Genomic DNA, 19,978 nt, shown 5'->3' on the forward strand with positions numbered 1-19,978 from the left:
ATCCAAGCGGAATCCCGCCGATCCGGCCTGGCCACTACACTGTGACCGCGTGAGCCCAGTACAACCGTTCCAGGTCACCCCGCGCCGGGAGGTCCCGGCGGGAATCGCACGGCCAGCGTATGTCGGTAAGCGAGCCCCGAAAGAATACGTGGGTGATGACGTCCAATCCCCGGAGATCATCGAGGCGATGCGCGAGGCAGGGGCCATTGCCTGCGAGGCTATGCATGAGGCGGGAAGGGCCGTCCGCCCCGGGGTCACCACCGACGAGCTGGACCGCATAGTCCACACCTACATCCTGGACCACGGTGCTTACCCATCGACCCTCGGTTACCGGGGCTTCCCGAAGTCGTGCTGCACATCCGTGAACGAGGTGATCTGTCACGGCATCCCGGACCTTCGCCCCTTGGAGGACGGAGACGTGGTGAAGATCGACGTCACCGCCTTCAAGAACGGGGTTCACGGAGACAACTGCTACACCTTCTTCTGCGGTGACGTGGATGAGCAGTCGCGGCGTCTCACGGAACGTACCCAGGAGGCCATGAACCGAGCCATCAAGGCTGTCTTGCCGGGCCGTTCAACCTCGGTCATCGGCCGTGTCATCGAGTCCTATGCGAAGCGTTTCGGTTATGGCGTGGTCCGCGAGTACACCGGGCACGGAGTACACACCGCCTTTCATTCGGGCCTAGTGATCCTCCACTACGACGAGCCCCGGTACTCGGCCAAAATCCGTCCTGGCATGACCTTCACGATCGAGCCGATGCTGACCCTCGGCTCCCCGGAATCGGAGGTCTGGAAGGACGGCTGGACCGTCGTGACTCTCGATGGCTCCCGTTGCGCTCAATTCGAACAAACCATTGTGGTCACCGATACCGGAGCTGAAATCATCACCGCACCCCGCAGCTGAAATCCATGCTGGGAATGAGCCGGCCTGTAAGCCGGATTCTGTCTAACGATGATCATCCATCTGAGGCCCGCCGTCGCCGGCGGGCTCCTGCGACCTACCCGGAAACCTCGCACGAGCAGCGCTCAGGTGGTTTCCGCGGCTAGCAAGGCTAGCCTTCTTGGTCTTGCTCCAGGTGGGGTTTACCAAGCCACACCGGTCACCCGGTGCGCTGGTGGTCTCTTACACCACCGTTTCACCCTTACCCGGCAATGCCGGGCGGTCTGTTCTCTGTGGCACTTTCCCGCGGGTCACCCCGGGTGGGCGTTACCCACCACCCTGCTCTGCGGAGTCCGGACTTTCCTCAGCCTGGTTTCTCAGGCCGCGATCACCCGGCCGGCTCATCCGGGAGATGATTCTACCTCAGCCGGACTGCCGGAACCGACACCGCACCCAGGAGGCCACACGGAAAGTCCGGGCCGTCTCGCCACTCCAGGACTCGACGCCGGTCACTTGACCGCGGCTGGACCTCAAAGCCCCGAATCTGCCGTCCGCACGAGGATGCGGTCGCACTCGACGCACCGGAGCACCTCATTCTCAGGAGCCTTGCGGTAGCTGTCCAAGTCCGAGACCGTGATCTCCAGCTGGCATCCGGTGCAGCGTCCGCGATGCAGCTTAACCGCTCCCAGGCCACTGTGTTCGCGGAGCCTCTCATACAACCCCAACAGCGGGGCAGGAACCTTCTTCGCCTCGCTGGCCCTGGAGGAGGAGATGATCTTCGCCTCGCTGCTCAGCTTACCCACCTGGGTATCGCGCGCCGCCACGTCAGCACGCAATTTGTCCTCGATGTCGGTCTTGCTGGCGGCCAGCTCATCACGCTCAACCACGGCAGACTCAAGCTGCCCCATGAGGTCGAGCTCGGCATCCTCGAGCTCGTTTATCCGCCGCTGGATACGCTCCACCTCTTCCATGAGCCCACGCAGCACCTTCGGATCGGTGACGGAGCCATCCTCCACGCGTCTGCGTTCCCGCTCTAGGCGAGCCCGCACAGGCACCAGGTCGGATTCAGCCCTGCGCACAGCGAGTTCCAAGTCACCCACCCTGGTGGTGGCCGCCACCAGATCATCGGTGACAGCCTGCCGGGACTTCATGAGCTCTGCGATGGTGGCGTGCTGCGGCAGGCTTCTCGCGGCGTGCTGCAGCCGCCCGAGCTCGGAGTCAAGTTCAGCCAGGGTGAGCAGGCGTAGCTGGTCAGCGGGGTCGGCAAGCATGCGATTCCTTCCAACGTTCTGGAAAGCAAATCTACCGGGGAATTAGACTCTTAGCCCATGAGCACAGAGCAGGTAGAAAGCCACGAGGCGAAGGATCGCACTGACAACCGGAAAACCCCCTACTCCGAGGCATTCAAGAAGTTCATCGTCTCGGGCTGGGCTCCCTATTCGGAAGTCCCACCCGCACGCTTGGCGGCAGCCGACTGGACCCCGGCTCGCTGGGCGGCCCTCCGGGAGGCTTTCCCCGGTGCCACTCTCGTGATTCCTGCCGGACCGTTCAAAGTACGTTCCAACGACTGCGACTACCGATTCCGCCCCCACTCCACCTTCGCGTGGATCACGGGACTGGGAGAGGACAGGGAACCCGACGCAGTCGTGGTGGTCTCCCCCACCGAGGTGTGTCTCTACTTCCGTCCCCGCTGTCCCCGCACCGACGAGGAGTTTTACGCCTCAAGCAGATACGGAGAGATGTGGGTCGGCCAGCGGGACTCGCTGGAGGAGATGACCGCCAGGATCGGTCTGCCCTGCCGCGACCTACGCCAGTTGAAGGACGACCTGTCAGGAGCTGTCGGGCTACGTGTGGTCCGCGAAACTGACCCCGCGATCACCGCTCTCGTCGACGAGTTGCGTGGTGGCCAGGCGCAGGACGCCGACGCGGAGCTATTCCAGGCGTTGGCTGAGCTACGCCTGGTAAAGGATGATTTCGAACTCGATGAGCTGCGCCGGGCCTGCGACGCCACCCGGGTGGGTTTCGAGGCAGTCGCCCGGGAGCTACCGAACGCAATCGCGAACGGGCGCGGTGAGCGCTGGGTCGAGGGCGTCTTCAGCTTGCACGCTCGCCACCTGGGCAACGGAGTCGGCTATGACACGATCTCAGCGGGCGGAGACCACGCCAACACCCTTCACTGGATCCGCGATGACGGCGACGTCCTAGACGGCGACCTGCTGCTGCTGGATGCCGGAGTCGAGGTGAATTCGCTCTACACGGCGGATGTGACACGCACGCTGCCGATCAACGGTCACTACACCGATGCGCAGCGGCGCGTATACGAGGTGGTTCTGGCAGCCCAGGAGGCTGGCATCGCAGCCTGCCGGGCCGGCAATGGTTTCCTAGATCCGCATCGTGCCGCCATCCGGGTCATCGCCGAGTTCCTGGCTGAGATAGGGGTACTGCCCTGCTCGGTCGAAGAGACCCTGGCTGAGGACGGTGGCTACCACCGGCGCTGGATGGTGCACGGCACATCGCACCATCTGGGACTGGATGTCCACGACTGTGCGGCCGCGCGGCGGGAACGCTACCGCGACGCCGAGCTAGTGCCGGGCATGGTCATCACGGTCGAACCGGGACTCTACTTCAAGTCGACCGACCTGCTCGTGCCTGAAGAATACCGCGGGATCGGGGTGCGCATTGAGGATGACATCCTGATCACCGATGGCGATCCTGAGAACCTGTCAGCCTCGCTACCCCGCAAGAGCGAGGATGTGGAGGCCTGGCTGGCCCAGTTGCAGGGCTAGGCCAGACCCACCCAGACCTTGCCATCCTCTCAGTCGTCAGGAAGTCCTGAACGCACAGGGCGGGCTACTCGGTCGATGAAGGCGCGTAGCAGATTTGCCGTGGTGTCCGGGGCGGCCACTGTGACCTGGTGGGCCGCCTCAGGGATTACGGAGAGCTGCGCTCCCGGCACAGTCTCCGCGACGAGCTCCTGGTTCACGATGGGAGTGGAGGTGTCACGCTCCCCTGCTATGAGGAGCAGCGGGCAGCGGATATCCGCCAGGTCGGCACGCATGTCGTGATGCGCCAGGCAACGGCACAGCTGCGCATAGGAATGGTCATCAGCCGCCGCGAGCCCTTCCATGATGGTGGCGGTCACCTTCGGATTGGCGGCCTTGAAGGATGGTGTGAACCAGCGTTTTGAGGTTTCCTCCACCAGCTGCTGGGTACCGGAGGCCTCCACCTGTTCCGCTCTTTCCAGCCATCGTCGCGATTCACCAACCGTGGCAGCCGAGCAGAGCACTGCCACGCCTGATAGCTCGTCAGCGTGATCCCGGGCCAGGTGGAGCCCGGTGGCACCGCCGATCGAAAGGCCGGCGAACACCACGGGCAAATCACCCAGCTGTTTCCGCATCTTGCGGATCACGTCGACGATGGCAGCGGCAACCACGTCCAGCGTCGGCTCGTCTGTGTCCTCCCAGACCCCGTTTAACGCGTGTCCGGGATAGTCGACGAACACCACGCGGGCATCATCGGTCAGGAGCTCAGCCACTTTGGCCCACTGGTGCGAACAGTTGCCACCAAGGCTGGGTGCCACCACGAGGATGCGGTCGGCACGGCTGGCGGGGTTGTATAGATCCCAGGTCAAGTCCATGTCTAAACCCTACTCAGTGAGGTTCGGCTACCTTGGCTGCGGCACGGTTGGCAAGCAGTTCGCGTGCCTCGGCCGCCACCTTATGCTCACACAGGACCTCATACCCAGTTGCCACCACCTGCTGCATTGACTCGAAGTCACGCCGGCCACCACTCAGCGCATAGGCCAGTGCAGATGACAGCATCCCGAACGTGACGCCGAGCCCGAGACCCGACAGGATCAGCGTGAGAAAGGTGTTCTCGCTTTGAAGAAACATGTAGAACATCAACCCCACGACCACGCCAGTCCCAAAACCTGAGACTGCCCCCTGGAGCAGGACAGACCCCCAGGTACGCCTCCCTGTCACACGTTCAACGGACCTCAGGTTGGTTCCCACGATCATGAGATTCGCCACCGCGAACCTCGAGTCCGAGAGGAAGTCAACCGCCTCCTGGGCCTCGTCATAGGTCGCATAGGAACCGACGAGTTGAGGGTAGTCAAGCTCGAACAGCCGGCTGGCGGCAGCGGAATGGGGAAGTCTCCTGATGGATACAGAAGGGGGCATCTCGGCTCCTGATCGGTGTCCAGCAAGCGCTCACGCGCTGCTCAAGTGTAAATTCGTGCCCATGAGCGCCAAAGACTCCGCGGTTTTCATCTCCCGGTTGATCGGCCTTCCCGTAGTCGACGCCGCCGGCGATCAGGTAGGCCGCGTGAAGGACGTGGTCTTCCACTTACGCACAGGAAACCTCGCTCCCCGAGTTCGAGGGCTGGTAGTCGAGCTTTTTGCACGACAACGAATCTTCGTGCCCATGATCCGGGTACATAACATAACAGTCAACCAGGTGGCCATTCTCGGACAGGTCGACACCCGCCGGTTCAGCAAGCGAGACACGGAGTGGCTGGTGGCCAAGGACCTGTTCGACCGCGCTGTGCCGCGCGACGTGCCCACCCACATCTACGACGTGTCGATGGTGCAGGTGCGCAACCGTGAGTGGGAGCTGTTCCAGATCGCCATCACGAGCCGCACCAGGGTGAGCCGCTTCGGCTTCGGAGGACGCCGCACCACCGACATCGTCCAGTGGGACCAGGTCCCAGACCTGGTCCTGGCCAAGGGCCGTTCCCCAGAACATCTGGTGGCCAAGTTCTCGGACATGAAGCCAGCTGACATCGCCCAGGAGCTCCACGACCTGGACCCGGACCGCCTGGTCGAGGTCATCGAGGCCCTCGACGACGAAACCCTGGCTGAGGCACTCGAGGAGTTGCCCGGGGACGAGCAGATCCACCTGATCTCGAAACTCGACACGGAGAGGGCAGCCGATGTCCTCGGAGAGATGGATCCGGACGACGCCGCCGACCTGATCAAGGACCTGCCCGAGGCCGTTGCGGAGGATCTCCTCGAACACATGGAGCCCAAGGACGCCTCCGACGTGCGGCGGCTGTTGGTCTACGGCGAGTTCACCGCCGGCGGCATGATGACCCCGGAGCCAGTGGTGCTGGGGACGGACGCGACAGTCGCGGAGGCCCTGGCGCATATCCGTGAGGAACACCTGACCCCGGCGCTGGCGTCCATGGTCTTCGTGGCCCGCCCCCCGCTGGAGACCCCGTCCGGGCGCTACGTGGGCGCGGTGCACTTCCAGCAGCTGCTGCGCGCCGCTCCCACCCTGATGGTGGCGACGATGCTGGACCACAACCTTGAACCCCTGAGCCCGGAGTCGCCCCTAGCTCAGGTCTCGAGGTTCTTCGCGACCTACAATCTGGTGGTGGCCCCGGTCGTGGACTCCGACGGGGCGCTCGTCGGGGCGGTGACGGTGGATGATGTGCTAGACCACATGCTGCCCGATGACTGGCGCGGCACCCAGATGGACGAACCGGTGGAGGTGAGCCATGGCTGAGCGTGAATCCTTGTCCGAACCGCGGTCGCGGCGGCGGCGCCTGCTGCCCAAGGTAAGCCTTGACTCGGAGGCCTTCGGCGAGTTCGCTGAGGCCGCCGCCCGGTTCATGGGCACGGGCAAGTTCATCGCCTACATGACGGTCTTCGTCGGAGCCTGGGTGATCTTCAACGTCGTGGGGATCTACGGTTTCACCTGGGATACGTACCCGTTCATCCTCCTGAACCTGTTCTTCTCCACGCAGGCCTCCTACTCGGCTCCACTGATCCTCCTCGCGCAGAACCGCCAGGAGGTGCGGGATAAGCTGAGCCTCGACGAGGACCGCCGCCTGGCGGCCCAGTCACGCGCTGACATGGATTTCCTGGCACGTGAGATCGCCGCCATCCGGATGCATCTGGGCGAGCTGGCCACTCGCGACTTCGTTCGTTCCGAATTGCGTTCCGAGCTACGGGAGCTAACAGAACGCCTAGAGCAGGCCGTCACCGAGAAACGGGAGGAACCATGAGCGAACCTCAACCGATCAGCTGGTACGCCCTGGTGATGCTGGCAGGGCACCTCGTCATGGCGGGGACGGCGACCTGGTCGCTGTGGGTGATCGGCTCGGGCCTTTGGGCCGGGGCTGCGGCAGCGCTACTGCTGCTGATCGCCTACGCAAGCCTGTGGCGGCTGCGGCTGGCTCCGGCGGCCCAAAAACGTTTCTCGTACCAGCAGCGCGTGACGCTCCATCTGGTGCTCGGGCTTGCCATCGTGGCACTGGCCGTGCTGACCTCCACGTGGCTGCCCGCTTCGGTTGGGATCAGTATGGCGCTGCTGGGAGACGCCCTTGCATCCAGGAGCAGCTCAGAAGGGCTGGAAACCAGCTGAACAGTGCGGGAGTATGGAGGGGTGACGAATGAGAATCCGCTCCTACCTCTGGTCCGTGCTGCTCTGCACAAGGTCGAAGACCCTGAGATTCGCCGCCCCATCACCGAGTTGGGAATGGTCGATGAGCTGACTGCCAATGACGAGGGACAGATTTTCATCAAGGTTTTGCTGACCGTGCCTGGGTGCCCGATGCGCACTGAGATCTCCCATCGCGTCACCGAGGCCGTTGAGGCCGTCGAAGGCGTCAGGGGCGTGCACGTCGAACTGGGTGTGATGAACGACGAGCAGCGGTCCGCAATGCGGCAGGTGCTGCGCGGCGGCCAGCCAGAACGCAAGATCCCATTCGCTGAGCCAGGCAATCTGACGAAGGTGATCGCGGTGGCCTCCGGGAAGGGTGGGGTCGGTAAGTCCTCCGTCACGGTGAACCTGGCCGTAGCACTCGCAAAGGCGGGGCGGAGCGTCGCAATTCTTGATGCGGACATCTACGGCCACTCCATACCCGACCTGCTGGGCCTGGGTGACGCCCGGCCGACGGTCGTCGACGACATGATCCTGCCCGTCCCGGCAGCAGAGGGCCTGAAGGTGATCTCCGTGGGAATGCTGAAACCCTCCCGAGACCAGGTCGTGGCGTGGCGCGGTCCCATCCTCGACCGGGCACTGACCCAACTGCTGGCTGACGTCTTCTGGGGCGACCTGGATTTCCTGCTGCTCGACCTGCCGCCTGGGACAGGCGATGTGGCGATGAGCCTTGGCCAGAAGATCCCGAACTCCGAGGTTCTAGTCGTCACCACCCCGCAGCTCGCTGCCTCGGAGGTCGCGGAGCGGGCTGGAACCATGGCCCATCTGCTCAAGCAGAGAGTGCTCGGGGTGGTGGAGAACATGAGCTGGCTGGAGTTCGTCGCCCCAGACACCGGTAAGGAATACCGGATCGAGTTGTTCGGATCAGGTGGCGGGGCACTGGTGGCGGAGGCGCTGAGCGAGCGGCTCGGCTATGAGGTCCCGCTGCTATCCCAGGTGCCCTTCGACGAGGAACTCCTAGCGGGGGGCGACAGAGGGGATCCGATTGTACTGGCGGCGCCCGACCACCCTGCCTCGCAAGCCCTGCTGCAGCTGGGGCAGGACCTCGCGGCCCGTGGCCGGGATCTACTGGGACGGATACTGCCAGTCAGCCCAGTGTGATCAGGTGGCCTCCGGGTCGTAGGGAGCGCTGACCGGCGGGGCTGGTGGCGAGGCATCCACGATGTCATGCTTGACCGCTGCGGCAGTCCCCGTCGCGGCTGTGGCCGCCTTCGCAGCGCTACTCGCCGTGGAGATCTCACGCTTGGCATCCTCAATGGCGGCTATCTCATCCCGCATGTGCTTGGCGACGAAGGATTTCGGGTTCAGATCCTGGATCTTCAAGTCGGCGTACTCGGGGCCGAGTTCTTGACGCAGCTGAGTCTGAGCATTGTTCGCGATATCCCGGACAGCAACGAACACCCGGGCTGCCTTCCGGGCGAAGCCAGGAAGTTTCTCGGGCCCGAACATGACGACGCCGAGTACCAGAAGGAGGATCAGCTCGGTGGCGTCGATATTGAACACAGGATCAGGCTACCCGCGGCGGAGCATTCAACCAATCCCAACGAGCCGCCCAAACCCGCTGCTCAGCCGCTCCCACAAGCCAAAGCCCTTCTCATGTACGCCTGGAAGTTCATGACACGCTGTCGCGAGCAGCGCTCGCGACCCTCCGGTGGCCACAGAAATCACGCCATCGCCCGCCTGCCAGGCAGACACGTGAGGTAGACCCAGGGAGTCGTCTGAGACACGAGGACCGTTCACCAGTGTTCCCGGCGTCCAGGTGACACTGATAGTGCGCACCCCATCGGAATAGACCAGCTTCTGGAACGACGTCTCTTCCCCCCCCTGTCCTGGCGTGGGCCACCAGGGGAAGACCAGCCAGTTGCAGCGGGCATTCCGGCAAACCGATGCACCATCCAGCGGTGCTCGCAGTGGACGTGGAAACAGATTCCATGGGATAGGGCACAGTTGAGTTCGTCGCCAGCTGGGCCCTTCCAATATCTATGCTCTGGAATCCGGAAACCAGCGTCGGACGCCCTGTCGTGTCGTAACGCTCCATCCAGAGCGGCAGTCCTGTGTCGGTGTCGAGCCACCACCGGGTCACGACGTACCCGTCTCCGCGCGCCTCCAGCACAGAGGCGGCACGTCCAGCGACCAAGTCCGTGTCCTGGTACGCGTAGAACTGCCATCCGGTCTCCACCACAGGCGAGCAGCACCCCATTGTGGGGACGAACCAGGAAAGGAAACGCGCTCCTGTGGCGTCCAGGACCGTCAGGCTCGTCCCCTCCCCCGCAACCACATCTATCTCCACGTCGTTCGAACGGTGGGCCCCATCCCCGTCCATCAGCCACACCCGCTGAAGTCCGGAGTAGGTGATGTCCCGGCCGTTGGAGCTGAGCCTGGCCATGGCGGTGCTCTCATCGATTGGTGTGCTCTCGCCCAAGTCAATGGCACGAGGACTGACCTGTGTGGCCTCTCCTGGGCGGGCGCCTCTTTCCCTTGCCCACTGCACCGCTCCCACACCCTGGTTCACATTGATGGTGGTCAAGGCCAGGGAGTACTGCTCCCGGGCAGACCTGACCGGATCGGCCACCGCAGCAGGCTCCTTCCCCAAAGCCAGGGAGAGCATCACCAGTGTTGCCAGGGCGAGCGTCACCGCCATCCCACCGCGCATCAGGCGTCCCCCCACCCCATGGCAGTCCGAGCTGTCTCTGACGGTCACATAGAGCGGCTGGTCGCATTCTCCCCCGGCAATGCTCTGAAGCCGCTCCGCCAAGGAACTGGGCAAAGGGGCGATTCCCTGGCAAGAGTTCAGCCGGGAGCGCACCCTGCGTAGCTCTTCGACGCTGGCAGCGCATTTCGGGCACCGCACCAGGTGCTCGCTGACCTGGTCAACACGGCGAGCGGGCAGGGTCTGGTCGACGAACCCAGAAAGATCGTCCTCGTAACGGCGACAGTTGTTGCCCTGCGCCACCTATGACACCCCGAGGTAGCGAGCATGGTCCTCGCTCGGTGCACGATGGGCGAGCGCATCGCGCAGTTGAGCACGTCCCCGGGCAATCCGGCTGCGGACAGTGCCGAGCTTGATACCAAGGACCTCTGAGATCTCCTCGTAGCTCATGCCCTCGACGTCACACAGCACCACGGCAACTCGCTGCTCGGGTTTCAGAGCCGCCAGCGCCTCGGCCACGTCAGCGTCCAAGGCACCGTCCGCGTGAAGTTCTTCAGGGCTGCGGTCCTGACCCCAGACATGTTCGGGCGCTGAGCTGAGCGCATCCATGCGGATGCGCTGCTTGCGCCGCGCAGAGTCCAGGAACAGGTTGGTGGTGATGCGATGCAGCCAGCCCTCCAGGGTTCCCGGCTGGAAATTGTGAATCGACTTGAAGACCCGGACGAAAACATCCTGGGTGAGATCCTCGGCGTCGTGCTGGTTGCCTGTCAGGCGATATGCCAGACGGTAAACCTGTGCCGAGTGGTTCTGCACCAATTCAGCCCAGGTAGGGGCAACCCAGTCCGACTTGCTCAGCTTCGCCTTGCTGCGGAACATGCCTGACCTCTCCATGCGGAACACTCTGGCACCTCATCCTGTGAGGAACCTGTGGACGGGATCCCTCAAACGCCCACACCTATCTCAACGCGGGCTGGAAACGATTTGTTCCCAGCGTCTGATCGCTCAGAGTTGGGTGTCCAGAATCCGTAGGAACCGCTCCAGGACATCCGGTGCCACAGCGCCCATGGGAGGACGGCAGTCTCCCACAGAAAAACCTCGGCGATTCAGTGCAGCTTTGACCATCATCGCCCCCTGAGTGGCGAACACGCCCCGGAACACCGGCAGCAACTGGGCGTTGAGTTGCCTCGCCAGGGCGAGGTCTCCCGCGGTGTAGGCGTCAATAACCGAACGGACCTGCAGGCCGGAGAAATGCGTGGAGGTGCCTACCACGCCGACGCCGCCAACGGCCAGCAGCGGCAGCAGATAGGCGTCGTCGCCCGCATAGTAGGAAAGCGTCGTGCCGGCTATGACGACCGAGGACGAGCAAATATCCCCCTTCGCGTCCTTGACTGCCGCGATCCGGGGATGATCAGCCAGGCGTATCAATGAGGTCTCTGGAATCGGTATTCCCGCACGGTGCGGGATGTCATAGAGCATGATGGGCAGTTCCGTGGCCTCCGCCACAGAGAGGAAGTGTGTCTCGAGCGCATCAATGGGGGGGCGGGAGTAATAGGGGGTGACGACAAGCAGCCCGTCCGCACCGGCATCGGTGGCCTGCCCGGCCAGTTCAATCGTGTGCCTGGTGTCGAAGGTGCCGACTCCCGCCACAACCGAAGCACGATCCCCCACAGCCTCTACCACCGTGGCGATCAGATCGCGTTTCTCGGCATCGCTCGTGGTGGGCGACTCGCCCGTGGTGCCATTGACCACCAGCCCGTCGTGGCCCAGCTCGTCAACCAGATGCCGGGCCAGCCGGGCAGCCTCGGCAAGATTCACGCTCCCATCCGGATTGAAGGGGGTGATCATCGCGGTCAACAGCCGTCCGAAAATGGGCTGCTCCGAAGTTGAAGACATGATTCAGGCCTCCTCAAAGATGACGAGCGGATCCCCGTCATGCACGACTTCCCACCGAGCCGATTCCATCAGAACCAGGTGGAATCCCAGCAAGTTAGCGACGCCGGGGCACGCTACACGCCGGCCACCCACAGTGGACACCTGACGCGTGTCGCCCACATCCACGGCACTCACCACATGACTCATGCGGTTCAGGATAGAGCTTCCCCGGATAAAGACATGGGACTGGGTAGAGTTGCCACGTGACCTACGTAGCAGATTCCCCTATCCCGGCGCCGACGGCGGAGAGCTGGGACTTTGCCGAGGGACACGCCCCCGTGACCGAAGGCCTTCACCAGGCACGTCTGGAGGCCGTGGGGGCCGGGCTCACTCCGGTCAGTCCGGGCGTGGCCTCCACCCTCACCGTACTGGCGAAGGCCGTCAACGCGCGAACCGTGGTCGAGATCGGGACAGCGCTGGGCACCTCCGCGCTGCCACTGATGGCGGGGATGACATCTGACGGTGTGCTGACCAGCATCGACTCCGAGGCAGACAACCAGCTGCCAGCACGGACTTTCCTCAACGCTGCCGGCTATCCGCCGTCACGGTGCCGCCTGATCGCAGGTGCTCCTCTGGAGATCCTCCCGAAGCTGCGTGACGGCGCCTACGACATCGTCTTCATCAATGGCGACAAACTGGAATACGTTGAGTACGTGGCTGCCGCCCTGCGGCTGCTACGATCTGGCGGGCTACTGATCATCCACGATGTGCTGTGGTACAACACCGTCGCCGACCCAGGCCGTCAGGGCGATGAGACCATCATCATCCGTGAGGCCCTGGACGCCGTGAAAGCCGCAGAGAGCTATACGACCACCCTGCTGACGACCGGAAACGGGCTACTGGTGGCGGTCAAGGACTGACTGCCAGCCAGATTCCTCCATAAAGAAACACCCGGCCCAGGCCGATCCTGCCCAGGCAGTTTGCTCGTCGCAGTGATCTCAATCGCGGGGAACGACGGTGTCTTTGCCCACCACGACCACGCCGTTCGCCGAGACGTGGAACCCACGGGCACGGTCATGGTCATGGTCGACTCCGATCTGTGCCCCATCGGTGACGATCACATGCTTGTCGAGGATGGCGTTACGCACCACGGCATCACGGCCGACGCTCGCACCATCCATCAGGACGGAATCCGATACCTGCGACCACTTCTCGATGCGGACATTCGGGCCGAGAACTGTGCGATCCACCTCACCACCGGAGATGATGCATCCGGGGTTCACGATGGAGTCCTCGGCCTTGCCGCGGATGACGAACTTTGCACCGGGGGCCTGGGACTGATTCGTCAGCAGCGGCCAGTCACTGTTGTAGAGATTGAACTCCGGCTCGACGGAGACCAAATCCATGTGGGCCTCATGGTAGGCGTCGATGGTACCGACATCCCGCCAGTAGTTGAGGTCCTTGTCCGTGGCTCCGGGAACGACGTTGTCCTTGAAGTCATAGACCTGCGACTGCCCCTGGGCTGTGAACCACGGAACAATGTCACCGCCCATATCGTGCTTCGCCGTCGGGTTCTCCGCATCGGCCCTGAGCGCCTCCACCAGGGCGTGGCGGGAGAAGATGTAGTTTCCCATCGAGGCGAACGACTCATCAGGTGAGTCGGGCAGCCCGGGCGGGTCGGCTGGCTTCTCAAGGAAACTCTTGATGCGCTTGTCCTCGTTCGCGTCGATGATGCCGAAAGCGCTGGCTTCGTTTCGAGGAACACGAATGCCTGCCACGGTGCAGCCGAGCCCCGAGTCAATGTGGGCATCGACCATCTGTTCGATGTCCATCCGGTAGATGTTGTCCGCGCCAAACACGACGACGTAGTCAGGGTTGGCGTCACGGATCAGGTTGAGCGACTGATAGATGGCGTCTGCGGACCCTTGGTACCAGCGGGGTCCCAGGCGCTGCTGAGCGGGGACGGGCGTCACGTAGGCACCCATCAGGGTGGAGAACCGCCACGTCATGGAGATATGCCGGTCCAGGGAATGGGATTTGTACTGGGTCAGTACCGCGACCTGGGTCAGCCCCGAGTTCGCGAGATTGGACAGGACGAAGTCGATCAGCCGGTAGCTGCCCCCGAAAGGCACCGCAGGTTTGGCGCGATCGGAGGTCAGCGGCATCAACCTCTTCCCCTCGCCACCAGCGAGGACGATTGACAGGATCTTCGGGCGTGCCACCATGCTTGAAACCTAGCGCTTTGCGGGGGTCCTCACAACACGTTTGGAAAGATATCATTGCGAAGCATGAAACTGTCGCTGTTGACTCGCGAGTACCCTCCAACCATCTACGGCGGTGCCGGGGTCCATGTGGCCCAGCTCGTCCCTCAGCTTCAGAAGTTCATCGACGTCGACGTGCACTGCATGGGCGAACCCCGCGACGGCGCCGTCGCACACCCGGAGTCCTGGCCCGCGGAGGCGAACGCCGCCCTGCGAGTGCTGGGAGCTGACCTGTCCATGACGGCCGCGGTCTCTGCCGACACCGACGTGCTGCACTCCCACACCTGGTACGCGAACATGGGTGGCCACCTGGCCGGGCTGATGCTGGATCGCGCCCATGTGGTGACCTCACATTCCCTCGAACCACACCGTCCCTGGAAGGCGGAGCAGCTGGGTGGCGGCTACCGGGTCTCGTCCTGGGCTGAGAAGACGGCATTCGAGGCCGCAGATGCCGTCATATCGGTCTCAGCAGGAATGCGTAAAGATGTGCTGGAGTCCTACCCCCGTCTTGACCCCGACCGGGTGTTCGTGGTCAAGAACGGTATCGATACCGATGAGTTCAAACCGGACCATGGCACCGATGTGGTCAACGGTCTCGGCATGGACCTGGACTACCCAACCGTGGTCTTCGTCGGACGCATCACCCGGCAGAAGGGACTTGTTCACCTCGTGAGGGCAGCCCAGCAGTTCGATCCCGAGACCCAGGTGGTCCTCCTAGCCGGGGCACCCGACACCCCGGAAATCGCCGCTGAGTTCGAGGGAGCCTTCGCAGAGCTTCAGGCCAAGCGAAAGTCCCCCGTGATCTGGGTGCAGGAGATGATGCCCCGGGCCGCTGTCAGGCAGGTGCTCACGCACGCCACGTTGTTCGCCTGCCCCAGTGTCTACGAACCGCTGGGCATCGTGAACCTCGAGGCCATGGCCTGTGAGACAGCCGTGGTGGCTTCAGCAGTGGGCGGAATCCCCGAGGTGGTGGTCGACGAGACCACAGGCCTGCTGGTTCCCTACGATCCCGCCAGGGCTGGCGACCCAGAGTTCGTCGCCACCTTCGAGACCGACTTCGCGGCCAAAGTGAACCGGCTCACCCGTGACACGGCACTCGCCGAGAAGTTCGGCAAGGCTGGACGGCAGCGCTGCATCGACGAGTTCTCGTGGGAGCAGATCGCCAGGGAGACCATCGCGGTCTACGAGAAAGCAATGGCTTTCCACGAATCACGCTGAACCGCAGACCGCCCGGGAGAAAATCTCCCGGGCGATTTCCGTCTCCAGAATCGGCTGCTCAGCCAACGACCCCCTTGAGGGCATTCAGCAGATCAGTCGCCTCAGTAGCGTTCATCTCGACCACCAGTCGTCCCCCGCCATCGACAGGGACGCGCATCACAATGCCACGCCCCTCCTTGGTGACCTCCATCGGTCCGTCTCCCGTACGGGGTTTCATCGCTGCCATGTGCCAACCTCAATCCTTGGAGTCCAAGTGAACTCCTCTATTATTCCGCATCCGCGAAGGCTCTGATGCACCGGCTGGTCCCGGCGCGGCCGGGACGGCTGCTTCAAACGATACCTGCCCGCCAGGGACAGACTGCACCGGCCGCAGACCAAAAGTATCGGCGATGCGACCGATCACGACATCGACGGCTTGCATGTCATAACCACCCGCGGCAATGTCGAACAGAGGCGGTGACGCAGGCACCTGACGCTGCGCGTCCTGCAGGAACTCATCAACCTGCCTCCTCTCGTACCCGACAGAGACCACGGGAAGGCGTAGCTGTGACATGAAGTCGGATCCGAACAGCAGGTCAGGAACGAAGGCCTTAGGCCGGTCATTGATAGGCTCCGACATCTCGCCAAGCCGTCCCGTTGCCGCCCAAGCCGCCAAGGCGAGCACAACCACGAACGCGACACCGCACACCCACACCATGAGGTCACAGCCTAACGCCCGAGGGGATTTTCACGATCACCGGACGTACCCATGGCAGTCACGGCCTCATCGACGTCATCGGTGAGGATGATCAGGTCACGATCACCCGGGCTGATGAAACCACCGGCCTCGACCGTCTGCCTTATCCAGTCGAGCAGCGGCCCCCAGAAGTGACTCCCAAACAGCACGACGGGGAAATGAGCCACCTTGCCTGTCTGGATCAGAGTCAACGATTCGAACAACTCATCGAGGGTCCCGAAGCCACCCGGCATCGCGATGAGGCCCCGGGAGTACTTGAGGAACATCGTCTTGCGGGCGAAGAAGTACCGGAAGTTGATGCCAAGCCCCACGTATGGGTTTAGCCCCTGCTCCTGGGGAAGCTCGATGCCCAGGCCCACGGACAGCCCACCGGCCTGGCTGGCCCCCTTGTTGCCGGCCTCCATGATGCCAGGACCACCCCCGGTGATCACAGCAAACCCACGCTCTGCCAGGCCGTGGGCGATCCTCTCGGAGGCCTGGTACATCGGATCCTCCGGGGCGGTCCGGGCTGAGCCGAAGATGCTGACGGCGGCAGGGAGCCCGTGCAGGGTGTCGAATCCCTCCACGAACTCTGCCTGGATACGCAGTACCCGCCACGGGTCCTTGCTGGCCCATTCATCATCGTCTATGCCAAGCAACGCCTCGTCGGCGGTGATTGCCTGGCCGTTGCGTGTCACAGTTCTCTGGTGATGTCCGGTCATGGTTCTTCTCCTAGAGGTTCCGCCAGTGGAGATCGGCTGATGGGCAGCACCCACGCACCATCCTGGCCTCGTTGTTCATCATGGACGCAATCGCAGCACGATCCAGTGCGCCCTCCTGGCGGCTGGCACAACACCTGGATGCGGCTCACCTCGCCACCGCGTCCCCCGGCAAGCCCTCTGAGGTGAGCCAGCGGCGGAGGCCATCGGCGCAGCTTGTCAGGTGCCCGGCGGGGCAGTGTTCATCATCCCGGTGCGCGAGGCAGGAGTCCCCGGGGCCATAGTTGACCGCGGGGATACCGAGTTCAGCGAAACGGGAGACGTCAGTCCAGCCGTATTTGGGAAGCGCCTTCCCACCCACCGCAGTGATGAATTCCCTCGCCAAGGGCGTGTCAAGCCCAGGACGGGCCGCTGGTGACAGGTCCGTCGCCTCAAGCTGGTATCCGTCGAAGACCTCACCCAGATGGCTCAGTGCCTGGTCAATCGTCTTGTCGGGGGCGAATCGGTAGTTGACCTCCACCCAAGCCTCGGGCGGGACAACGTTGCCGGCCACTCCCCCACCGATCCGGACGGCATTGAGGCCTTCCCGGTACTCCAGACCGTCGACCTCGATCCGTCTCGGCTCGTAGGCAGCAAGCCTGCCAAGCACCTCTCCCAGGCCGTGGATGGCGTTATGCCCCATCCAGGCCCGGGCACTGTGAGCGGCTTTGCCTTTGACGGGGATCCGAACCCGGATAGTGCCCTGACAGCCCCCCTCCACCTGAGCGCTGGTCGGTTCCATGAGTATGGCGAAGTCTGCGCTGAGCTGCTCAGGAAACTTGCGGGCGAAACGCCCCAGTCCGTTGAGGGAGGCGTCCACCTCCTCATGGTCGTAGAACACCCAGGTGACATCGAAACGAGGCTGGGTGAGTTCGCACGCCAGCTTCAGAGCGACCGCGACCCCCCCCTTCATGTCCACTGTGCCCCGCCCGTGGATGACGACGCCCGCGGGGGTCTGCTCAAGCGAACTCGGCAGGTTTCCCGCCACTGGCACAGTGTCGAGATGCCCCGCGATGACGACCCGCTGAGCGCGGCCGAGCCGGGTCCGGGCCACCACGCAGTCGCCGTCGCGCGTGACGTCGAGATGTTCCTGCCCACGGAGTAGCTCCTCGACGAGATCGGCAAGCTGTCCCTCGTTCCCGGAGACGCTCTCGACATCGACGACAGAGCGCAGCAGGGTCACGAGGTCAGCGCCGGGGTCAAGACTCATGGCTGCGAGCCTACAGCCGCCTTCCACATTCTCTGGCTTCTCTGCCCCCAACCGTTCACTACACTGGCCCGCATGACTGACGCTCACCGCCAGGGCTGGGGCTGGGGCCTAGCCACCGTTCACACTTCCGGTTCCGTTCTCGACGTCTACTACCCGGATCCGAAACTGGGTGACGTCACCACTGACGAGGCCCCCGAGTCACTGTCGAAGGCACAGCACGATGACAGTCTGCGCCAGGTCATGACAAAGCTGCTTCGTGTGATCATCGATCTCGATGCCGCTCCCGAGAGCACCGAGGATGCCTACCTTCGGCTGCACCTGCTGAGCCACCGTCTGGTCCAGCCCCATGGGCTCAACCTGGATGGCATCTTCGGCAAACTGCCGAACAACGCCTGGACCAGCCTCGGCCCGGTCAGGGTGGAGGACGTGCCCGGCATCCGCACAGCTTTGCGGGCACGGGGAGAGGCCCTCCAGGTGTCCAGCATCGACAAGTTCCCCCGCATGACCGACTACGTCACACCAGCCGGGGTACGAATCGGCGACGCAGACCGCGTACGCCTGGGGGCTCACCTGGCTTCCGGTACGACCGTAATGCATGAGGGTTTCGTCAACTTCAATGCCGGCACTCTGGGGGCCTCCATGGTCGAGGGGCGCGTCTCAGCCGGGGTGGTTGTCGGCGATGGATCCGACATCGGAGGTGGCGCCTCCATTATGGGAACCCTCTCTGGGGGCGGTCGGGAAGTCGTTCGTATTGGTGAGCGGTGCCTGCTGGGGGCTGAGTCTGGAATCGGCATCTCACTGGGTGATGATTGCGTTGTGGAGGCTGGTCTATACGTGACAGCCGGGACAAAGGTCGAACTGCCTGATGGCCGCGTGGTCAAGGCGCGTGAGCTCTCGGGTGTCTCAGGGCTCCTGTTCCTGCGAGACTCACAGTCCGGGAAGGTGGTGGCAAAACCACGCAACAACCGCTCCGTGGAACTCAACGACGAACTACACGCCAATTGACATGCGTAAAAGAACAGTAATCACACTGGCCATTGTGCTGGCGCTTCTCGGCGGCCTCGGCTTCGGGGCATGGAAGGGCTACGAATGGCTGGAGACCCGTATGAATCCCGATGGCTGCTATCTGCAGGTGGACGGCGCCGACGAACCGCTACGGCTCACCAGTGAGCAGGCCATGAATGCCTCCATCATCGCCGCCGAGTCCTACAACCGCGACCTGCCCGAACAGGCTGCAGTCATCGCCCTCGCGACTGCCTGGCAGGAGTCCGGGTTAAGGAACCTGGGCTATGGGGACCGCGACTCCCTCGGCCTGTTCCAGCAGCGTCCCTCATATGACTGGGGCACCAAGGAACAGATCATGGATCCCTGGTACAGTTCCGGCCGGTTCTATGAGGAGCTGGTCAAGTTCGACAACTGGGAGAGCATCGACGTCAACGACATCGCCCAGAAGGTGCAGCGTTCCGGGCATCCCGAGGCCTACCGGAAGCATGAAACCAATGCACGTGCCCTGGCCGGAGCGTTCCGCGGCTCCAAAGAGGGGGTTCTCGCCTGCCTGAACCGGGAGGGCACCGGAACCGACCGGAGCGGCCTGGACAAGGTCGTCGCCACGGTGCCCGGGGTCGAGATCCAGGGCAGCGGATCCGAGACGACGCTGACGGCAAGCAGTCCCAGCGCAGCGTGGTCGGTGGCGCAGCTGGCCATCGCCAACTCAGCGGATGCTGGGCTCACCAAAGTCGCAGTCGGGGACAACGAATGGCGCCAGGACGTTCGCTCGTGGAAAGATCTCCAGCCCCTCTCCGGCGAGGCCACAAAGGTGACACTGAACTTCACATCCTGACCTACCCAGGCAGCGAGGAAGGCTTGACCCCCTGGGCGTGAAGAATTGGGAGCGGATAATGCCACGACCGGGAGGGAACCAATGAAGTGGAAGCGCCGGACCACCATTTTCACATGCCTCGCCGCCG

Annotated in this window: 23 protein-coding genes and 1 other RNA gene; 10 read left to right on the top strand and 14 right to left on the bottom strand. The window is 63.4% G+C overall.

Annotated elements, in window-relative coordinates:
• Positions 1-49: 49 nt before the first annotated feature.
• Positions 50-904, top strand: coding sequence for a type I methionyl aminopeptidase (gene map, locus SK1NUM_RS09275; protein WP_212321404.1), 855 nt, complete (start codon positions 50-52; stop codon positions 902-904).
• An 11-nt stretch (positions 905-915) separates the two neighbouring features.
• Here map and rnpB read toward each other — a convergent pair.
• Both rnpB and SK1NUM_RS09285 read right to left on the bottom strand, forming a co-directional pair.
• Positions 916-1,284: RNase P RNA component class A (gene rnpB / locus SK1NUM_RS09280), an RNA gene on the bottom strand.
• A gap of 126 nt (positions 1,285-1,410) precedes the next feature.
• A complete protein-coding gene (locus tag SK1NUM_RS09285; RefSeq protein ID WP_212321406.1) occupies positions 1,411-2,151 on the bottom strand; it encodes a zinc ribbon domain-containing protein in 741 nt (246 codons plus the stop codon).
• A 57-nt stretch (positions 2,152-2,208) separates the two neighbouring features.
• Between SK1NUM_RS09285 and SK1NUM_RS09290 the strand changes: the two genes are divergently transcribed.
• Positions 2,209-3,666 (top strand): aminopeptidase P family protein, encoded by a 1,458-nt coding sequence (locus tag SK1NUM_RS09290; RefSeq protein WP_212321408.1) that lies wholly within the window; start codon positions 2,209-2,211, stop codon positions 3,664-3,666.
• A gap of 29 nt (positions 3,667-3,695) precedes the next feature.
• On the opposite strand, the gene SK1NUM_RS09295 is transcribed toward SK1NUM_RS09290, so the two are convergent.
• Together SK1NUM_RS09295 and SK1NUM_RS09300 are read right to left on the bottom strand one after the other, a co-directional pair.
• Positions 3,696-4,517: an alpha/beta fold hydrolase gene (locus SK1NUM_RS09295; RefSeq protein WP_212321410.1), complete on the bottom strand. Its 822-nt coding sequence runs from the start codon at positions 4,515-4,517 to the stop codon at positions 3,696-3,698.
• A gap of 13 nt (positions 4,518-4,530) precedes the next feature.
• The gene (locus SK1NUM_RS09300; protein ID WP_212321411.1) at positions 4,531-5,061 is read right to left on the bottom strand and encodes a general stress protein; all 531 of its coding nucleotides are present in this window, start codon (positions 5,059-5,061) and stop codon (positions 4,531-4,533) included.
• A 61-nt stretch (positions 5,062-5,122) separates the two neighbouring features.
• Between SK1NUM_RS09300 and SK1NUM_RS09305 the strand changes: the two genes are divergently transcribed.
• The 4 genes from SK1NUM_RS09305 to SK1NUM_RS09320 are packed head-to-tail and all read left to right on the top strand — an operon-like array spanning position 5,123 to position 8,428.
• Positions 5,123-6,388: a magnesium transporter MgtE N-terminal domain-containing protein gene (locus SK1NUM_RS09305; RefSeq protein ID WP_212321412.1), complete on the top strand. Its 1,266-nt coding sequence runs from the start codon at positions 5,123-5,125 to the stop codon at positions 6,386-6,388.
• Positions 6,381-6,890 carry a DUF1003 domain-containing protein gene (locus SK1NUM_RS09310; protein WP_212321413.1) on the top strand — a complete coding sequence of 170 codons (510 nt, stop codon included), beginning with the start codon at positions 6,381-6,383 and terminating at the stop codon, positions 6,888-6,890. The genes SK1NUM_RS09305 and SK1NUM_RS09310 overlap by 8 nt, the downstream gene beginning before the upstream one ends.
• Positions 6,887-7,249 carry a hypothetical protein gene (locus SK1NUM_RS09315; RefSeq protein WP_212321414.1) on the top strand — a complete coding sequence of 121 codons (363 nt, stop codon included), beginning with the start codon at positions 6,887-6,889 and terminating at the stop codon, positions 7,247-7,249. Before SK1NUM_RS09310 ends, SK1NUM_RS09315 begins: the two co-directional genes overlap by 4 nt.
• A 21-nt stretch (positions 7,250-7,270) precedes the next feature.
• On the top strand, positions 7,271-8,428 hold the full coding sequence (locus tag SK1NUM_RS09320; protein WP_212321415.1) for an Mrp/NBP35 family ATP-binding protein: 1,158 nt from the start codon (positions 7,271-7,273) through the stop codon (positions 8,426-8,428).
• Here SK1NUM_RS09320 and SK1NUM_RS09325 read toward each other — a convergent pair whose 3' ends face one another.
• From SK1NUM_RS09325 to SK1NUM_RS09345, 5 genes are all read right to left on the bottom strand, one after another.
• On the bottom strand, positions 8,429-8,830 hold the full coding sequence (locus tag SK1NUM_RS09325; RefSeq protein WP_212321416.1) for a sec-independent translocase: 402 nt from the start codon (positions 8,828-8,830) through the stop codon (positions 8,429-8,431). It abuts the gene before it with no gap.
• A gap of 109 nt (positions 8,831-8,939) precedes the next feature.
• Complete coding sequence (locus SK1NUM_RS09330) at positions 8,940-10,280, bottom strand: zf-HC2 domain-containing protein (RefSeq protein ID WP_223927472.1); 1,341 nt, start codon at positions 10,278-10,280, stop codon at positions 8,940-8,942.
• Positions 10,281-10,868 carry an RNA polymerase sigma factor SigE gene (sigE, locus tag SK1NUM_RS09335; protein WP_223927473.1) on the bottom strand — a complete coding sequence of 196 codons (588 nt, stop codon included), beginning with the start codon at positions 10,866-10,868 and terminating at the stop codon, positions 10,281-10,283.
• Positions 10,869-10,979: 111 nt separating this feature from the next.
• Positions 10,980-11,870, bottom strand: coding sequence for a 4-hydroxy-tetrahydrodipicolinate synthase (gene dapA, locus SK1NUM_RS09340; RefSeq protein ID WP_212321420.1), 891 nt, complete (start codon positions 11,868-11,870; stop codon positions 10,980-10,982).
• A gap of 3 nt (positions 11,871-11,873) precedes the next feature.
• Positions 11,874-12,056, bottom strand: coding sequence for a hypothetical protein (locus SK1NUM_RS09345; protein ID WP_212321428.1), 183 nt, complete (start codon positions 12,054-12,056; stop codon positions 11,874-11,876).
• Positions 12,057-12,112: 56 nt separating this feature from the next.
• On the opposite strand from SK1NUM_RS09345, the gene SK1NUM_RS09350 reads away from it, so the two are divergent.
• Positions 12,113-12,769, top strand: a complete 657-nt coding sequence (locus tag SK1NUM_RS09350; RefSeq protein ID WP_212321430.1) for an O-methyltransferase — start codon at positions 12,113-12,115, stop codon at positions 12,767-12,769.
• 78 nt (positions 12,770-12,847) lie between these two features.
• On the opposite strand, the gene glgC is transcribed toward SK1NUM_RS09350, so the two are convergent.
• The gene (gene glgC / locus SK1NUM_RS09355) at positions 12,848-14,074 is read right to left on the bottom strand and encodes a glucose-1-phosphate adenylyltransferase (RefSeq protein ID WP_212321432.1); all 1,227 of its coding nucleotides are present in this window, start codon (positions 14,072-14,074) and stop codon (positions 12,848-12,850) included.
• Positions 14,075-14,137: 63 nt separating this feature from the next.
• Between glgC and glgA the strand changes: the two genes are divergently transcribed.
• A complete protein-coding gene (glgA, locus tag SK1NUM_RS09360; RefSeq protein WP_212321434.1) occupies positions 14,138-15,328 on the top strand; it encodes a glycogen synthase in 1,191 nt (396 codons plus the stop codon).
• A gap of 58 nt (positions 15,329-15,386) precedes the next feature.
• Here the strand turns inward: glgA and SK1NUM_RS09365 are convergent, their stop codons facing one another.
• From SK1NUM_RS09365 to dapE, 4 genes are all read right to left on the bottom strand, one after another.
• On the bottom strand, positions 15,387-15,554 hold the full coding sequence (locus SK1NUM_RS09365; protein ID WP_077342854.1) for a DUF3117 domain-containing protein: 168 nt from the start codon (positions 15,552-15,554) through the stop codon (positions 15,387-15,389).
• 9 nt (positions 15,555-15,563) lie between these two features.
• Positions 15,564-16,025: a hypothetical protein gene (locus SK1NUM_RS09370; protein ID WP_212321436.1), complete on the bottom strand. Its 462-nt coding sequence runs from the start codon at positions 16,023-16,025 to the stop codon at positions 15,564-15,566.
• Between the two features lie 11 nt (positions 16,026-16,036).
• Positions 16,037-16,765: an LOG family protein gene (locus SK1NUM_RS09375; RefSeq protein ID WP_212321438.1), complete on the bottom strand. Its 729-nt coding sequence runs from the start codon at positions 16,763-16,765 to the stop codon at positions 16,037-16,039.
• A gap of 145 nt (positions 16,766-16,910) precedes the next feature.
• Entirely contained in the window at positions 16,911-18,011 is a 1,101-nt protein-coding gene (dapE, locus tag SK1NUM_RS09380) for a succinyl-diaminopimelate desuccinylase (protein ID WP_212321440.1), read from the bottom strand.
• Between the two features lie 72 nt (positions 18,012-18,083).
• Here dapE and dapD point away from each other — a divergent pair, with 72 nt between their 5' ends.
• Positions 18,084-19,016, top strand: coding sequence for a 2,3,4,5-tetrahydropyridine-2,6-dicarboxylate N-succinyltransferase (gene dapD / locus SK1NUM_RS09385; protein ID WP_212321442.1), 933 nt, complete (start codon positions 18,084-18,086; stop codon positions 19,014-19,016).
• Position 19,017: 1 nt separating this feature from the next.
• Positions 19,018-19,851 (top strand): hypothetical protein, encoded by an 834-nt coding sequence (locus SK1NUM_RS15305; RefSeq protein WP_212321444.1) that lies wholly within the window; start codon positions 19,018-19,020, stop codon positions 19,849-19,851.
• Positions 19,852-19,978 lie beyond the last annotated feature (127 nt).

It is taken from the genome of Arachnia rubra (genome assembly GCF_019973735.1).
Lineage (GTDB): Bacteria > Actinomycetota > Actinomycetes > Propionibacteriales > Propionibacteriaceae > Arachnia > Arachnia rubra.

Excerpts from the sequence above, each read along its gene's own strand:
- SK1NUM_RS09285 (WP_212321406.1), bottom strand. The coding sequence starts at position 2,151 with ATGCTTGCCGACCCCGCTGACCAGCTACGCCTGCTCACCCTGGCTGAA.
- SK1NUM_RS09290 (WP_212321408.1), top strand. The coding sequence starts at position 2,209 with ATGAGCACAGAGCAGGTAGAAAGCCACGAGGCGAAGGATCGCACTGAC.
- SK1NUM_RS09295 (WP_212321410.1), bottom strand. The coding sequence starts at position 4,517 with ATGGACTTGACCTGGGATCTATACAACCCCGCCAGCCGTGCCGACCGC.
- SK1NUM_RS09300 (WP_212321411.1), bottom strand. The coding sequence starts at position 5,061 with ATGCCCCCTTCTGTATCCATCAGGAGACTTCCCCATTCCGCTGCCGCC.
- SK1NUM_RS09305 (WP_212321412.1), top strand. The coding sequence starts at position 5,123 with ATGAGCGCCAAAGACTCCGCGGTTTTCATCTCCCGGTTGATCGGCCTT.
- SK1NUM_RS09310 (WP_212321413.1), top strand. The coding sequence starts at position 6,381 with ATGGCTGAGCGTGAATCCTTGTCCGAACCGCGGTCGCGGCGGCGGCGC.
- SK1NUM_RS09315 (WP_212321414.1), top strand. The coding sequence starts at position 6,887 with ATGAGCGAACCTCAACCGATCAGCTGGTACGCCCTGGTGATGCTGGCA.
- sigE (WP_223927473.1), bottom strand. The coding sequence starts at position 10,868 with ATGGAGAGGTCAGGCATGTTCCGCAGCAAGGCGAAGCTGAGCAAGTCG.
- dapA (WP_212321420.1), bottom strand. The coding sequence starts at position 11,870 with ATGTCTTCAACTTCGGAGCAGCCCATTTTCGGACGGCTGTTGACCGCG.
- SK1NUM_RS09345 (WP_212321428.1), bottom strand. The coding sequence starts at position 12,056 with ATGAGTCATGTGGTGAGTGCCGTGGATGTGGGCGACACGCGTCAGGTG.
- glgC (WP_212321432.1), bottom strand. The coding sequence starts at position 14,074 with ATGGTGGCACGCCCGAAGATCCTGTCAATCGTCCTCGCTGGTGGCGAG.
- glgA (WP_212321434.1), top strand. The coding sequence starts at position 14,138 with ATGAAACTGTCGCTGTTGACTCGCGAGTACCCTCCAACCATCTACGGC.
- SK1NUM_RS09365 (WP_077342854.1), bottom strand. The coding sequence starts at position 15,554 with ATGGCAGCGATGAAACCCCGTACGGGAGACGGACCGATGGAGGTCACC.
- SK1NUM_RS09370 (WP_212321436.1), bottom strand. The coding sequence starts at position 16,025 with ATGGTGTGGGTGTGCGGTGTCGCGTTCGTGGTTGTGCTCGCCTTGGCG.
- SK1NUM_RS09375 (WP_212321438.1), bottom strand. The coding sequence starts at position 16,765 with ATGACCGGACATCACCAGAGAACTGTGACACGCAACGGCCAGGCAATC.
- dapE (WP_212321440.1), bottom strand. The coding sequence starts at position 18,011 with ATGAGTCTTGACCCCGGCGCTGACCTCGTGACCCTGCTGCGCTCTGTC.
- dapD (WP_212321442.1), top strand. The coding sequence starts at position 18,084 with ATGACTGACGCTCACCGCCAGGGCTGGGGCTGGGGCCTAGCCACCGTT.
- SK1NUM_RS15305 (WP_212321444.1), top strand. The coding sequence starts at position 19,018 with ATGCGTAAAAGAACAGTAATCACACTGGCCATTGTGCTGGCGCTTCTC.